Origin of the sequence: Nocardiopsis sediminis, assembly GCF_042650565.1 — a bacterium.
Classification (GTDB): domain Bacteria; phylum Actinomycetota; class Actinomycetes; order Streptosporangiales; family Streptosporangiaceae; genus Nocardiopsis_B; species Nocardiopsis_B sediminis.
The window spans coordinates 192,578-208,327 of record NZ_JBHSBH010000015.1; the positions used below are offsets into that span (position 1 = coordinate 192,578).

General features: G+C 76.5%; 6 protein-coding genes. 1 reads left to right on the forward strand and 5 read right to left on the reverse strand.

The window, feature by feature from the left end:
• Window positions 1-78: 78 nt before the first annotated feature.
• From ACFOVU_RS23495 to ACFOVU_RS23515, 5 genes are all read right to left on the reverse strand, one after another.
• Complete coding sequence (locus ACFOVU_RS23495) at window positions 79-1,656, reverse strand: (2,3-dihydroxybenzoyl)adenylate synthase (protein WP_378537050.1); 1,578 nt, start codon at window positions 1,654-1,656, stop codon at window positions 79-81.
• Entirely contained in the window at window positions 1,646-2,680 is a 1,035-nt protein-coding gene (locus ACFOVU_RS23500) for an ABC transporter substrate-binding protein (protein WP_378537051.1), read from the reverse strand. Before ACFOVU_RS23500 ends, ACFOVU_RS23495 begins: the two co-directional genes overlap by 11 nt.
• A gap of 94 nt (window positions 2,681-2,774) precedes the next feature.
• Window positions 2,775-3,584: an ABC transporter ATP-binding protein gene (locus ACFOVU_RS23505; RefSeq protein ID WP_378537053.1), complete on the reverse strand. Its 810-nt coding sequence runs from the start codon at window positions 3,582-3,584 to the stop codon at window positions 2,775-2,777.
• Between the two features lie 15 nt (window positions 3,585-3,599).
• Window positions 3,600-4,652: a FecCD family ABC transporter permease gene (locus ACFOVU_RS23510; RefSeq protein WP_378537055.1), complete on the reverse strand. Its 1,053-nt coding sequence runs from the start codon at window positions 4,650-4,652 to the stop codon at window positions 3,600-3,602.
• On the reverse strand, window positions 4,652-5,674 hold the full coding sequence (locus tag ACFOVU_RS23515) for a FecCD family ABC transporter permease (RefSeq protein WP_378538192.1): 1,023 nt from the start codon (window positions 5,672-5,674) through the stop codon (window positions 4,652-4,654). The genes ACFOVU_RS23510 and ACFOVU_RS23515 overlap by 1 nt, the downstream gene beginning before the upstream one ends.
• Before the next feature lie 263 nt (window positions 5,675-5,937).
• Here ACFOVU_RS23515 and ACFOVU_RS23520 point away from each other — a divergent pair, with 263 nt between their 5' ends.
• Window positions 5,938-15,675 (forward strand): amino acid adenylation domain-containing protein, encoded by a 9,738-nt coding sequence (locus tag ACFOVU_RS23520; RefSeq protein WP_378537057.1) that lies wholly within the window; start codon window positions 5,938-5,940, stop codon window positions 15,673-15,675.
• Window positions 15,676-15,750: the final 75 nt, after the last annotated feature.

Here is a 15,750-nt window from a genome sequence, read left to right on the forward strand (position 1 = left end):
GGGGCCCGCCCGAGCGGGTCGCCCCGCAGCGGGCCGCGGACGGACCACGGCGGGCGGCGACGCCGCCCGGGGCGCGGGTCACCCCGCAGCGCGGCGGGCGAGGGCCTTCCTGCTGACCTTGCCCACCGCCGTGTAGGGGAACGCGGCCAGCACCTCCAGGCGGTCGGGCAGCTTGTAGTCGGCCAGCCCGCGGTCCTTCAGGAAGGCGGTCAGGTCGGCGTGGGAGGGCGCCGCGCCGCGCGGCAGCACGAACGCGCAGGTGCGCTCGCCGAGCAGGTCGTCGGGCACCCCCACGAGCGCCGCGTCGTGCACAGCGGGGTGGGCGAGCAGGTGGCCCTCGACCTCCTCCGTCGACACCTTCTCGCCGGCCCGGTTGATGACCTCCTTGACCCGGCCCTCCACCACGAGGTGGCCGGTGGGCAGGGCGCGGACGAGGTCGCCGGTCAGGTAGAAGCCGTCGTCGGTGAACGCCCGCGCGTTGTGCTCCGGCGCCCGGTGGTAGCAGCGCAGCGTGTAGGGGCCGCGGGTGAGGAGCTGGCCGGTGGCGCCGGGCTCGACGTCGATCCCGTCGGCGTCGACGATCCGGACCTCGTCGTCGGGGCACAGCGGGCGGCCCTGGGCCGTGGCGACGATCTCGCCGGGGTCGTCGAGGCGGGTATAGCAGAGCAGCCCCTCGGCCATGCCGAAGACCTGTTGCAGGGCGCAGCCGAGCTCGGGGGCCACCCGGCGGGCCGGCCCCTCCTTGAGCTTCGCGCCGCCGACCTGGAGCAGCCGCAGGGACGACAGGTCGCGCCGGGTCGCCTTGGCGGCCTCCAGCCATAGCAGCGCCAGCGACGGCACCAGGGCGGTGACCGTGACGCGCTCCCGCTCGATCAGCGGGAACGCGTCGGCGGGGCTGGGGCTGGCGGTCAGCACGACGGTGCCGCCCGCGTGCAGGGTGCCCAGCACGCCGGGGCAGGCGAGGGGGAAGTTGTGGGCGACCGGCAGCGCCGCGAGGTAGACGGTGTCCGCGCCGAGGCCCGCGACCTCGGCGCTGGCGCGCAGGTTGTAGGCGTAGTCGTCGTGGGTCCGCGGGATCAGTTTGGGCAGCCCGGTGGTGCCCCCCGAGAGCAGGAACAGCGCGACCGCCGAGGGGTCGGGGTCGGGCAGCGGCACCGGGTCGGCGTCGACGCCCGACAGCGCGGTGAAGGGGCCGGGGTCGCCCGCGACGAGCACGTGGCGCAGGGCCGGCGCCCCGGCCTGGATCTCGGTCGCGAGGTCGCGGAAGTCGTAGCCCGCGTGGCGGTCGGGGATGACGTAGGCCACGGCCTCGCTGAGGGCGCACAGATGGGCGATCTCGCTGCGCCGGTGGGCGGGTAGCGCGTACACCGGCCGCGCCCCGATGCGGAACAGGGCGAAGGACAGGCCGACGAACTCGGCGGTGTTGGGGAGGTGCATCACCACGTTGTCGCCGGCGCCGATGCCGAGGCGCAGCAGCCCGGCGGCGGTGCGGTCGGCCCACGCGTCCAGGGCGGCGTAGTCGTAGCGCCGGTCGCCGCAGACCAGGGCGGTGCGGTCGGGGTGGCGTGCTGCGCCGCGGCGCAGCACGTCGCCGAGTACGGTGCCGGTCCAGTAGCCCCGCTCGCGGTAGCGGGCGGCGAACTCCTCAGGCCACATCGGGGTCGGCCCCCTCGATGGTCTCCGCCAGTTCGGTGACCACGGGCGTGAGCTTCTGGTAGGACATCGGGGTCTCGGCGTGCCAGAGGCCCAGCTGCTCCTCCTGGACCGCGGGCAGCTCGGTCCAGGTGGGGATGTCGGCGAGGTCGTCCTGCGGCAGGGCGATCTCGCGGTCGTCGGTGAGGATGAGGTCGGCGTCGTAGGTGGAGGCCCGCTCCCAGCTCAGCTCCTCCCAGTTGGGCCCCTCTCCGCCGTCGGGGACGACGATGTCCACCCCCTTGGCCTGGAAGTACGCCAGGTCGCTGTAGAACTCCGGCTTGGCGATGTAGAGGGTGTCCGGGGTGCCCTGAACGACCAGGGTCGACAGGTCGGGCTGGGCCTCGGCGGCCTCGGCCAGCGCGTCGCCGGCGGCCTCGAACTGCTCGCGCGCCTCGGCCAGTTCGGCGGAGTCGAGGTCGGCGCCCAAGGATCCGGCGAGGTCGGCGAACTTCTCGACCGCTTCGTCGGCGGGCACCCCGGCGAGCTGGACGGCGACGATCGGCGCGGTCTCCTCGATCTCCTCGATGCCCTCCTCGGGCAGGTACCACAGCGTTTCGCCGTACATGATGGTCACGACGAGGTCGGGTTCGGCGGCGAGGTAGGCCTCCATGTCGAACTCGCCGAACTCGGTGCCCACGGACGGGGTGTCGGCGGGGACGTCGCCGGCCTGCGGGGACGGGCTTCCGTCGCCGAGGGTGCGCGGGCCGAAGACCGCGGCGGGGTCGACCCCGAAGTCGACCAGTGCGGCGGCGGCGTTGACCTGCATGACGACGTTCTCGGGGCGCTCGGGCAGGGAGATCGTCTCGCCGCGGTCGTCGGTGAACTCCCAGCCGCCGCCATCGGCGCCAGCTTCGTCGTCGGCGGACCCGCCGGGGGCGGTGCCGCCGCAGGCGGTGAGCAGGGCGAGGAGGGCCGTTGCGCCGGCGAGGGCGAGCGGGCCGCGGCCGGCGGCCGCGGCGGGCCGGGCGAGGAGCGTTCGTGGCATGGCGCGTTCCATTTCCTTGGGGGACGGGTTCGGGTGCGGTGCGGGGGGTGGTGTGGCGGGTTCGGGGGCCGGGAGGGGGCGCGGGAACAGGCGGTCAGGCGGGGTCGGCGCAGCGGTGCCGGCCGAAGGGCACCACGAGCGGGGTCCCGCTGAGGGGGTCCTTGATCACTTCGCAGCGCAGGCCGAACACGTCGGCGATGAGGGCGGCGCTGAGGACGTCGGCGGGGTCGCCCTCGGCCACGACGCCGCCGTCCTTCATGGCGACGACGTGGTCGGCGTAGCGCCCGGCGTGGTTGAGGTCGTGCAGCACCATGACCACGGTGCGGTCGCCCTCGCGGTTGAGGTCGGCGATGAGGTCGAGGACGTCCATCTGGTGGGCGAGGTCGAGGTAGGTGGTGGGTTCGTCGAGCAGCAGGACGGGGGTCTCCTGGGCGAGCGCCATGGCGATCCAGGCGCGCTGGCGCTGCCCGCCGGAGAGCTCGTCGACGGCGCGGCCGGCGAGGCCGTCCGTCCCGGTGGCCTCCAGCGCGGCCCGCACGGCGGCGCTGTCGGCCGCCGACCACTGCCGCCACAGGGTCTGGTGCGGGCTGCGGCCCCGGGTGACCAGTTCGAGGACGGTCATCCCCTCGGGCGCCTTCGGCGACTGCGGCAGGATGCCCAGCCGGCGGGCCAGCTCGCGCGTGCGCATGCGGTGGATGGAGGCGCCGTCGAGGTAGACCGCCCCGCCCGCCGGGGAGAGCAGCCGGGACAGCCCACGCAGCAGGGTCGACTTGCCGCAGGCGTTCGCGCCGACGATGACGGTGGTCCGGCCGGGCGGGATCTCGATGTCGACGCCGTCGATCACGGTCCGGCCGTCGTAGGCGACGCGCAGCCCTTCGGCGCGCAGGCGGTTCTCATCGGTCATCTCCGAGCCTTCCGGTCAGGTGCGGTTCGCGCGGGCCAGCAGCCACAGCAGGCCGAGCGCGCCGACGATGCCGGTGACGACACCGACGGGCAGGTCCCACGGCTGGGCGGCGAGGTCCCCGGCGAGCACCACCACGGCCCCGGTCAGCGCGGAGGCGAACAGGGGCGGCGCCGACGGCGGCCCGCCGGTCAGCCGCACGGCGATCTGCGGGGCGATGAGGGACACGAACGCGACCGGCCCGGCGGCGGCGGTGGCGAACCCGACCAGGCCCGCCGCGACCGCCAGCAGCCCCGATCGCGCCCACTGGACGGGCACGCCCAGGCCGCGGGCGGTCTCGTCGCCCAGGGAGAGGGTGGACAGGGAGCGCGACAGCGCCAGCGCGGCGGGGACCAGCACGGCCACGGCGGCGGCGAGCGGGGCGACGTGCCCCCAGTCGCGCAGGTTCACGCTGCCGGTCAGCCACACCACTGCCCGCTGCGCCTGGAACAGGTCGGCGCGTTGCAGCAGGTAGGCGGTCGCGCTCGTGGACAGGGCCGATATGCCGATGCCGACCAGCACGATCCGGTAGCCGGTGGTGCCCTGCCGCCAGGCGAGCACGTGGATCGCCGCCGCGCCGGCCGCGGCGCCGAGGAGCGCCAGGGTCGACACGCCCAGCCCGGCGCCCAGGCCCAGGACCATCCCGGCGACGGCGGCGGTGTTGGCGCCGCCGGTCACGCCGATGACGTCGGGGCTGGCCAGCGGGTTGCGGGCGAGGGTCTGGAACACCGCGCCCGCCAGGCCGAACGCCAGCCCCGCGAGCAGGGCGACGAGGGCGCGCGGCAGCCTCAGCCGGTAGACGACGTCGACCGTCGCCTGGTCGCCGTACCAGAAGACCGCCCGCAGGGCCTCGGCCGCTGTGACGGGGTAGGAGCCGGTGCTCAGCTGCGCGCAGAACGCCGCGGCGGCCAGCACGACGAGGACGGCGCCGACGGCCAGCGCCCGCGGCCGCAGCACGCCGGAGGGGCCGAGGCGCCCGGCGACGCGGTACATGGTGAGCGGACCGTTGCGCTCGATGTGCAGGAGGGCCATCACAACTCCGGCGTTCCACGGCGGCGGACCAGGGCGATGAAGAAGGGGGCGCCGACGAAGGCGACCACGATGCCGACGTGGATCTCGGCGCGCCCGCCCAAGACGCGGCCGACGGCGTCGGCGGCCAGCAGCAGGGTGGGGGCGAGCACGGCGGAGTAGGCGAGCACCCACCGGTGGTCGGCTCCGGTGAGGGCGCGGGCGATGTGCGGGACGACCAGACCGACGAAGGCGATGGGACCGCACACCGCGGTGGCGCCGCCGGCGAGCAGGGTGATGGCGGCGATGCCGCGGATGCGCACCCATCGGACGTTCTGGCCCAGGGAGCGGGCGACGTCGTCGCCGAGGGAGAGGTTGTTGAGGGCGGGCGCGGTGGCCAGAGCGAGGGCGGCGCCCGCGGCGAGGAAGGGCAGCACCTGGGCGAGGGTGGTGCGGTCGGGAACGTTGAGCGAGCCGACGGCCCAGAACCGGTACTCGTCCAGGGTCGCGGCGTCCAGCAGCAGCATGGTCGCGATGACCGACTGGAGCAGCGCGGAGACGGCGGCGCCGGCCAGCGCGAGTTTGGCGGGGTCGGCGCCGCCCTGGCCGAGGCCGCCGAGCAGGTAGACGACGACGGTGGCCGCGAGCGCGCCGGCGAAGGCGAACCAGATGTGGCCGTAGAGGGCGGTGACGCCGAACACGCCGCTGGTGAGGACGACCCCGAGGGCGGCGCCCGCGTTGACCCCGAGCAGGCCGGGATCGGCCAGGGGGTTGCGGGTCAGCCCCTGCATGAGCGCGCCCGCCATGCCCAGGGCGACCCCGACGGCCAGCCCGAACAGGGTGCGCGACAGCCGCATCCCGTTGACGATGGCGGAGGTCTCGCCGGCCTCGGGACGCCCAGTGAGCCGGACGACCTCGTCGAGCGGGATGTAGCGGTTGCCCACCGCCATCGACAGCACCAGCACCGCCGCAAGCACCACGAGAGCCCCCGCCAGCCCCCCGATCCGGGCCGGATCCCGGCGCTCGGCACGCATGGTCCGTTGCATCACGGGGGAGATCATAGCGAACGAATTAGGAGAGGCTAACTTAAGATCCCCCTTGCCACCGGAACCCACCCGAGGGGACCCGATGCCCGCTGATCACCCCGAGCGCCGAGCCCGGGAACCGGGGACCCGCGGGGGGTGCATGGCCTCCCGGGCACCGCGGTCGAGTGGCCCACCCCACCGTTGATCGGTAAGGCTTGCCTAAGCTAACATCCCAGCGCGATGGCAACCGAAGTGATGGAACCGACCGAGGGGCAGGGCCGCCGGTGACCGACGAGGGCCGCGTGCGGGATGCCCGTGCGCGTAAGCGGGAACTGCTGCGCAGGAAGCTCGCGGAGTCCGGGCTCAGCGGGGAGTCCCCCGCCGGGGCGCCGATCCGGCCGCGGGCGGCCGGGGCGTCGGCTCCGTTGTCGGCCGCCCAGCGGCGGATGTGGACGCTCCAGCAGCTCGACCCCGACGGCACCGCGTACAACATCTGCGCCGCGGTCGGCCTGTCCGGCCCCTTGGACGCGGCCGCGTTCACCGCCGCCGCGGCGGCCGCCTGCGCGCGCCACGAGATCCTGCACACCGTCTACCCCGATGGCGAGACCCAGGTCGTGCGGCCCGATCTCGCTCCGTCCCCGCTGCTCCTCGACCGGACGGCGGTGCCCGCTGCGGCGCGCGAGCGCGACCTCGCCGAGACCGCCGCCGATGTCGGTGGGACCCCCTTCGACCTGGGGGCGGAGGCGCCACTCCGGCTGCGGCTGCTGCGCTACGCCGACGACGAGCACGTACTGCTGATCGTCGCCCACCACATCGCCTGGGACGACGCGAGCTGGCAGATCCTGCTCGGCGACATCGCCGCGGGCTACCCCGCCACGACGGTCCCGTATGCGCCCGCCGCCCGCACGGTCCCCGATGCGTCCGCCGCCGGACAGGCGCCGACGGCCGGTCCCGCTGCGCCCGGCGCGGCCGGCTCGTCTTCGGCGGCCGCATCCCCCATCCCGTCGACGACGACGCCCCTCGGTTCGCCGGAGACCGCGCCCCCCACGCCGCCTGCGACCGCGCCTTCCGCCCTGCCGGCGGCCGGTCCCTCCACGTCGTCGGACACCGCACCGGGCTCCCCAGGGGCTCCGGGCGCCGCTTCGCGGGTGCAGTACGCCGACTACGCCGTCTGGGAGAACGACCGGCCCGACCCCGTCGGCGAGCTCGGCTTCTGGCGGGAGCGGCTGACCCCGCTGCCCGAGCCACTCGCCCTGCCCCGGGACCGGCCGCGTCCGGCGGCGCCCGCTGAGGCCGGGGACCGGCGGACCCGCTCCCTGCCCGCCTCCGTCGCCGCGCGGCTGCGCGAGGTCGCCCGCGACGAGGGGGTGACCCCGTTCATGCTGACCGCCGCCGCCGTGACCGCCGTGCTGCACCGCCACACCGGCTCCGCCGACATCGCCCTGGGCACGCCCGTGGTCGACCGGTCGCGGCCGGAGGCCGCCGGCCTCATCGGCAACTTCGGCAACACCGTCGTGCTGCGATCGGCGGTCGACGGCCGCCAGACCTTCCGGGATCTCCTCGGCCACCTGCGCGACGTGTGCACCGGGGCCTACGCGAACACGCGGCTGCCCTTCGACCGGCTCGTCACCGAGCTGTCCCCGGAACGGGCCGCCGGACGGCCGGTCCTGTTCGACGTGCTGTTCTCGCTGCGCACCGACGTGCTCCAGGGCTTCGCGCTGCCCGGGATCGCCGCGCGCGACATCCCGGTGTCCAATGGCACCGCCCAGTTCGAGCTGTCCCTTGCGGCCGTGCTCACCGACGACGGCCTGCTGCTGGAGGCCGCCCACCGGACCGAGACCTTCGACGCCGAGACCGTCGACGCCCTGCTGCACCGCACCGACCGCCTGATCCGCGCCGTGCTCGACGACCCCGGCCGCACCGTCTCGGACGTGGACATCCTCGGCGACGTCGAACGGCACCGCATCCTCCGCGACTTCAACGCCACCGCCGCCGACGTCCCCCGGACCACCCTTCCGGAACTGCTGGCGGAGCAGGTGGCGGCCGCCCCCGCCGCGACCGCGCTGGTCGTCGGGCACCGCCGGCTCGACTACGCGGAGTTCGGCCGGGCCACCGACCGGCTCGCGGGGGTGCTGCGCTCGGCCGGCGTCGGCCCGGAGCGGACCGCGGCGCTGCTGCTGCCCCGCTCGGTGGAGCTGGTCGTGGGCCTGTGGTCGGTGCTCAAGGCGGGTGGCGCCTACCTGCCGGTGGACCCCGACTACCCCGCCGACCGGATCGGCTACATGCTCGCCGACGCCGCGCCCGCAACGGTGCTCACCGTGTCCGCGCTGGCCGACCGCCTGCCCCCCGATGTGCCCCGGATCCTGCTCGACGAGCTTCCCGCCACCGACGGGACCGGATCCGGCGACGTGCCCGCCCCGCCCGGCCCCGACCCGTTGCACCCCGCCTACGTCATCTACACCTCCGGCTCCACCGGCCGCCCCAAGGGGGTGGTGGTCCCGCACGCGGGGATCGTCAACCGGCTGCTGTGGATGCAGGACACCTACCGGCTCGCGCCCGGCGAGCCGGTGCTCCAGAAGACGCCGTCGAGCTTCGACGTCTCGGTATGGGAGTTCTGCTGGCCGCTGATCACCGGGGCCACCCTCGTCGTCGCCCGGCCCGACGGCCACCGCGACCCCGCCTACCTGGCGGAGCTCATCCGGGTGGAGGGCGTCACCACGGTCCACTTCGTCCCCTCGATGCTGCGGGCCTTCCTCGCCGACCCGGCGGTGCCCGCGCAGTGCACGGGCCTGCGCCGGGTCCTGTGCAGCGGCGAGGCGCTGCCCGCCGACCTCGCGGCGGAGTTCCACGCGCTGCTGCCCGGCGTCGAGCTGCACAACCTCTACGGCCCCACGGAGGCGTCGGTCGACGTCACGGCGCTGGAGAGCGTCCCCGGCCGGGCCGGGCCGACCGTGCCCATCGGGCGCCCGGTGTGGAACACCGCCATGTACGTGCTCGGCCCGGACCTGGCGCCGGTGCCCCCCGGGGTCGCCGGCGAGCTCTACATCGCGGGCGCCCAGCTCGCCCGCGCCTACCTCGGCCGCCCCGGGCTCACGGCGGAGCGCTTCACCGCCGACCCCTACGGCCCGCCGGGGGCGCGCATGTACCGCACGGGCGACATCGCCCGCTTCGACCGCGACGGCGTGCTGGAGTACCTGGGTCGCGCCGACGACCAGGTCAAGCTGCGCGGCCTGCGGATCGAGCTCGGCGAGATCGAGGCGGTGCTCGGCGGCCACCCGCAGGTGCGCGCCGCAGCCGTGGCCGTGCGCGACGACCGGCTCGTCGGCTACCTCGTCGGCGACGGGGCCGACCACGCCGCGGTGCGCGAGCACGCCGCCGCCGCGCTGCCCGAGTACATGGTCCCCGGCGCCTTCGTCGGCGTCGGCGCGCTGCCGCTGAGCCCCAGCGGGAAGCTGGACCGCAAGCGCCTGGCGACGGCGCCGGAGTTCGCCCCGGCGGCCCCCGCGGGCCGGGCCGCCCGCCGCGCGCCCGCGACCGACCGCGAGCGGCTGCTCTGCTCCCTGTTCGGCGAGGTGCTGCGACTGCCGGAGGTCGGCGCCGACGACCGCTTCTTCTCCATCGGCGGCGACAGCATCCAGGCGATCTCCCTGGTGGGCCGCTCGCGCGCGGCGGGCCTGGAGTTCACCGCGCGTGAGGTGTTCGAGCAGCAGACCCCGGCCGGGCTCGCCGCCGTGGCCCGGGAGGCCGCCGCCACCGCCGCACACGCCACCGACGGGACCGGCCTGGTCCCGGCGACGCCCATCATGGAGTGGCTGCGCGGCCGCGGCCCGGAGATCGGCCGGTTCAGCCAGACCGTGGTCGTGCGCACCCCGGCGGGGGCGTCCGCCGACACGATGACGGCCGCGGTGCAGCGGCTGCTGGACCACCACGACGCGCTGCGGGCGCGGCTGGACCGCACCGGCGCGGGGCCGTGGCGGCTGGACATCGCCGCCGCCGGCCGGGTCGCCGCCGCGTCGGTGCTGCACCGGGTGGACGCCGCCGGGCTGGACGCGGAGGCGCTCGCCGCCGCCGTCGACGCGCAGGCCGACGCCGCCCAGGCCGGGCTCGACCCCGACACGGGGTCGGTCCTGCGCCTGCGGTGGCTCGACACCGGCCCGCACACTCCGGGCCGCCTGGTGTGCACGGGGCACCACCTCGTGGTCGACGGCGTGTCCTGGCGCATCCTGCTCGCCGACCTCGCCGCCGCCCACACCGCCCTGGCATCGGGAGAGGAGCCCGTCCTCCCACCGGTCCCGACGTCCCTGCGCGGCCATGCACTGCGCCTGACCGACCGAGCGGCCCTCGCCGCCGCCCGCACAACGGACCCGGCCGCCCCCTCCGGTTCCGTGTGGGATGACGACGGGATCGGGGCCGTGCGGGGGCTCGATTCCGCTCGGGATACGGCCGGGTCGACGCGGCGGGTGACGTGGACGCTCGATGCGGACCGGACCGTCCCGCTGTTGGACGAGGTGCCGGCGGCGTTCCGTACCGGTGTCGAGGAGGTGCTGCTCACCGCGCTGGTGATCGCCGCGGCCGATCGGCGGCGGCATCGCGGGGCGCGCGGCACCGCGCTCACCGTCGATCTGGAGGGGCACGGCCGGGACGGCGCCGACGACCTGTCGCGCACCGTCGGCTGGTTCACCGTGCTGCACCCCGTCCGCCTCGATCCGGGTCCCATCGACGCCGACGAGGCGATCTCCGGCGGGCCCGCCGCGGGCCGGGCGCTGCGCCGGGTCAAGGAGGCGCTGTCGGCGTCCCGGGCCGGGGCGCAGGAGTACGGCCTGCTGCGCTACCTCGCCCCGCGTTCGGGGGACGCCCCGGCGGCCCCCGCGGCCCCGGCCCCCGAGGTCGGCTTCAACTACCTGGGGAGGTTCGGCACAGCGGGCGGCGACTGGGACCTGGCCGGTGAGGACGGCGCCCTGCGGTCGGGCGCCGACCCGGGGCTGGCCGCCGTCCACGCCCTGGAGGTGGACGCCGACGTGCGCGACCACCCCGACGGCCCCCGGCTGTCGGTCACCTGGTCGTGGCCGGCCGGGGTGGTGGCCGACGCCGAGGTGGAGGCGCTGGCCGGGGCTTGGACGCGCGCGCTGGCGGCGCTGGCCGCCCACGCCGCCGACGGCACCGCCGGCCTGACCCCCAGCGACGTGCCGCTGACCGGCCTGGACCAGATCGCCATCGACGAACTCACCGCCGGCGACCCCGGTGTCGCCGACATCCTGCCGCTGACCCCGCTGGCCGAGGGCCTGCTCTACCACGCCGAGACGGACCCGGGCGCCTACATCGTGCAGTTCGCGGTCGACCTGGCCGGCCCGGTCGACACCGCGGAGCTGCGCCGGTGCGTGCAGGAGGTGCTGCACCGGCATCCGGTCCTGCGCGGGGCCTTCCGCACGGCCGCCGACGGCCGGTCCTTCATGGTGGTCATGGACGACGCCGCCGACCCGCTGCGCACCGCCGCCCACACCGGCACCGCGGCCGGGCTCGCCGCCGTGGAGCAGGCGGAGCGCGAGCGCCCGTTCGTGCTGGGGACCGCGCCGCTGCTCCGGTTCGTCCTGGCCCCCACCGGCCCCGGCGCCCACCGGCTCATCCTCACCTGCCACCACCTGCTGCTCGACGGCTGGTCGCTGGCGCTGCTGGCCCGGGAGCTGCTGTGGCTGTACGGCCGCGCCGACGGCCTCCCTCACGCGCCGGCCCCGCACGCCCACCTGGCCTGGCTGGCCGGGCGCGACACCGGCGCCGCGTTCGCGGCGTGGTCGGCCGCCCTGTCCGATGTCGCCGCGCCCACCCTCGTGGCCGGCCGGCCCGCGGAGGGCGCCCCCGAGCGCATCGGCGCGGAGGTGGCCGATGCCGGCGCGCTCGCCGCCGCGTGCGCGGACCGCGGCTGGACCGTGAACACCCTGGTCCAGGCCGCGTGGGGCCTCCTGCTGGCCACCCTGACCGAGCGCGACGACGTCCTGTTCGGGACCGCGGTCGCGGGCCGCCCCGCCGAGCTGCCCGGCTCCGGGTCCATGGTGGGGCTGTTCACCAACACCGTTCCGGTGCGCGTGCGGACGCTGCCGCGCGAGACCGCCGCGGAGCTGGTGGGCCGCCTCCAGGGTGAGCAGGCAGCGCTGCTGGACCACCACCACCTCGGGCTGGCCGACATCCAGCGGGCGGCCGGGCGGGACACTCTGTTCGACACCCTCCTCGTCTTCGAGAACTACCCCGACGCCGGGCTGGACCCCGGCGGCGGGCTGACGGTGACCGGCGTGCACGGCCGCGATGCGACGCACTACCCGCTCGCGCTCACCGTCGTCCCGCGGGGCGACCGGCTGACGGTGCTGCTCGACCACCGCGCCCCCGCGTTCGGCGCCGACGCCGCCCGCCTGGTGCTGGACCGCTTCCTGGAGCTGCTGGGCCGGCTCGCCGAGGACGCCGACCGCCCGGTGGCGGACCTCGACCCGTGGTCGGCGGACGACCGTGACTTGGTCGCGCCCGCCCGCCCGCTCCCGGCGGCGGACGAAGGCCGCGCCGCGGTGCCCGGCGCCGGCCGCGGGTCCCACGCCGCCCGCGATCCCCGCGAGGAGATCGTCCGCACGCACTTCGCTGACGTCCTCGGGGTGGCGGCGGTGGGCGCCGACGACGACTTCTTCGCCCTGGGCGGGCACTCCCTGCTCGCCATCCGCCTGGTCACGCGTCTGCGCGCCGCCCTGGACACCGACGTGCCGATGGCGGCCGTGTTCGACGGCCGCACCCCGGCCCGGGTGGCGGCCGCTCTCGGCCACGGCCGCCCCGGCGCCTCCGGGCCCTCGGCCCCCGCGGCGCCGCAGGGCGGGAGCGCGCCGGACGGGGCGGTACCGCTGTCGTTCGCCCAGCAGCGGCTGTGGTTCCTGCACCGGCTCGAAGGCCCCTCCCCCGCCTACAACATCGCCGCGGCCCGGCGCCTGTCCGGGCCGCTGGACGAGGCGGCGCTGCGGGCCGCCCTCGCTGATGCGGTGGCGCGCCATCCGGTGCTGCGCACGGTGTTCCCGATGGTCGACGGCGTCGCACGCCAGGTCGTGCGCGCGGCCGCCGACACCGGCCTGGAGGTGCGCCCGACGTCGGCGGAGATGCTGGACGCCGACCTGACCGAGGCGGCCCGGCACCCCTTCGTCCTGGCCGCGGAAACCCCGCTGCGCGCGACGCTCTTCGCGCTCGGCCCCGATGAGCACGTGCTGCTGCTGGTGGTGCACCACATCGCGGGCGACGGGTGGTCGTTCACCCCGCTGCTGCGCGACCTCGGAGAGGCGTACGCGGCGCGGCCGGCCGGGCGGGCGCCCGACCGGCCGGACCTGCCCGCGCGCTACGCCGACTACGCCGTCTGGCAGCGCGGGCTGCTGGGCGAGGACGGCGGCGCCATCGCCGACACCCCGCTCTCCGCTCAGGCGGAGTACTGGCGGACGGCGCTCGCGGGCCTCCCGGCGGAGACCCCGCTGCCCGCCGACCGCCCCCGCCCGGCCGAGACCGGCCACGCCGGCGACCTGGCCGAATTCGCCGTCGACCCCGGGCTCGCCGCCGACGTGCGCTCCACCGCCGTCGCGCTGGGCGTGAGCCCGTTCATGGTGTGGCAGGCCGGCCTCGCGGCGCTGCTGACCCGGGCGGGCGCGGGGACGGACGTGCCTGTCGGCACGCCGGTCGCCGGCCGGGCCGACCCCGCCTTCGACGACGTCGTCGGCCTGTTCGTCAACACCCTGGTGCTGCGCACCGACACCTCCGGCGACCCGACGGCGCGCGAACTCCTGGGCCGGGTGCGGCGCACCGCGCTGGCCGCCTACGACCACCAGGAGCTGCCGTTCGAGACGGTGGTGGATCTGCTCAACCCGCCGCGCTCGGTGGCCCGGCACCCGCTGTTCCAGGTGATGCTGGCCTACCAGAACACCGCCCCGGCCCGCCTGGACCTGCCCGGCCTGCGGGTGCGCCCGCTGGTGGTGCGGACGGGGGTGGCCGCCGTCGACCTGACGTTCACGGTGGTGGACGACCCCGAGCAGGGCATGGCGGGCTTCATCGAGTACAGCACCGACCTGTTCGACGCGGAGACCGCCCGAGCCCTCGGCGAGGGGCTGACCCGGCTGCTGCGCGCGATGACGGCCGACGTGGACGCCCCGCTGTCGGCCTGGGACGCGGGCCCCCTCCCCCGCCACCGCGCGCACCCGCAGGCGGCCGCACCGGCGCCCCGGCCGGCGCCGGAGCCGGTCGCGCCCGGCGACGCCGGACGGCCGCCCGCCGACGCCGAGCACCTGCTGCGCGCGGTGTTCGCCGAGGTCCTGAAGGTGCCCGAGGTCGGCCCCGATGACGGATTCTTCGAGCTCGGCGGCGACAGCATCGCCTCCATCCGCATGGTGGGCCGCGCACGCGCCGCCGGGCTGCTCATCGACCCGAAGGACGTCTTCCGCCACCGCACGCCCGCCGCGCTCGCCGCCGTCGCCGTCCCGCTCGCGGCGGGCCCGGCAGCGGCGGGCGAACCGCAGGGCGCCGCCCTGGGCACCGTCCCCGAGACGCCGATCATGGCGTGGCTGCGGGAGCGCGGGGGCCCCATCGGGAGGTTCAGCCAGGCCATGGCGGTCCACGTGCCGCCCGCCGCCGGGGGGCGGCGGCTCGCGCTGGCGCTCCAGGCGGTCCTCGACCACCACGACGCCCTGCGCGCCCGCCTGGTGCGCGGCGACCGGTGGTCCCTGGATGTCCCGCCGCCGGGTGCGGTGTCGGCCCACGCCTGCCTGCGCCGGGTCCCCGCCGAGGGCGACCCGGCGGAGCAGGCCGCGGCCGAGGCCGGGCGCGCGCAGGCCGGGCTCGATCCCGACGCCGGCCGCATGGTGCAGGCGGTGTGGATCGACGCGGGCTCCGACGCGCCCGGGCTGCTCGTCCTGGTGGTCCACCACCTGGTCGTCGACGGCGTGTCCTGGCGGATCCTGCTGCCGGACCTGCGCGCCGCTTGGGAGAGCGGGGCCGTGGAGTCGTCGCGGCCGGCCACCTCGCTGCGCGGCTGGTCGCGCGCGCTCGACGCGCGGGCGGACCGCCCGGCCGCCCTGGCGCAGCTTCCGGCGTGGACGGCGGTGCACACCGGCGCCGCCCCGCTGCCGGTCGAGCGGGTCCCCGACCCGGCCCGCGACACCGCCGCCACCACGCGGCACCTGACCCTCACCCTGGCGGGCCCCGACTCCACAGTCCTGCACACGGCGGCGCCCGAGGCGTTCCGCGGCGGGATGGACGACGTCCTGCTGGCGGGCCTCGCCCTGGCACTGCGGGAATGGACCGGGGGCGCTCCCGGCGGCGTCCTCATCGACCGAGAGGGCCACGGCCGCGACCATGAGTCCGGCGACGCCGCAGGTGGAGGCACCGGCGACGTCGGAGGTGGGGACACCGGCGGGGGCGCCGACGTCTCCGGCACCGTCGGCTGGTTCACCGCCGTGTCCCCCGTGCGCCTGGACCCCGGACCCGTCGACCTCGCCGACGCGCGGGCCGGCGGCCGGGCCGCGGGCGACGCGGTCAAGGCGGTCAAGGAACAGCTGCGGGCGCTGCCACCGGGCGGCCACGGGTACGGGGTGCTGCGCCACCTCAACCCGGAGACGGCCCCCGGGCTGGCCGCCCTGGACGCGCCGCTCATCTGCTTCAACTACCTCGGCCGACTGGCGGTCGGCACCGGAGCCGAGCCCTGGTCGGTCGCCGATCACGCCCTCCCACGGGGCGCCGACCCCGCCCTGCCCGCGCGCTACGCGATCGAGGTGGACGCGGTCACCCGTGACCTGCCGGGCGGCCCCGAACTGGTCGCCACCTGGTCCTGGCCCGAGGGCGTCGTCCGCGCCGACACGGTCCGAACCCTGGCGGAGGCATGGTTCGCCCACCTCCGCGGAGTCGCCGAACACACCCGCCACCCCGAATCCGGCGGCCGCACCCCCTCCGACCTCGGCCTGGTCTCCCTCAGCCAGGACGAGATCGACGAATTCGAAGCGGAATGGACCCTCGATGGCTAAGGCCCCCACTTCCGGCATCCGTTCCGGACGAGAACGCGGTTCCCTCTCCCCTACGCCGACGACCCTGTGGAGTTG

Excerpts from the sequence above, each read along its gene's own strand:
- ACFOVU_RS23495 (WP_378537050.1), bottom strand. The coding sequence starts at position 1,656 with ATGTGGCCTGAGGAGTTCGCCGCCCGCTACCGCGAGCGGGGCTACTGG.
- ACFOVU_RS23500 (WP_378537051.1), bottom strand. The coding sequence starts at position 2,680 with ATGCCACGAACGCTCCTCGCCCGGCCCGCCGCGGCCGCCGGCCGCGGC.
- ACFOVU_RS23505 (WP_378537053.1), bottom strand. The coding sequence starts at position 3,584 with ATGACCGATGAGAACCGCCTGCGCGCCGAAGGGCTGCGCGTCGCCTAC.
- ACFOVU_RS23510 (WP_378537055.1), bottom strand. The coding sequence starts at position 4,652 with ATGGCCCTCCTGCACATCGAGCGCAACGGTCCGCTCACCATGTACCGC.
- ACFOVU_RS23515 (WP_378538192.1), bottom strand. The coding sequence starts at position 5,674 with ATGCAACGGACCATGCGTGCCGAGCGCCGGGATCCGGCCCGGATCGGG.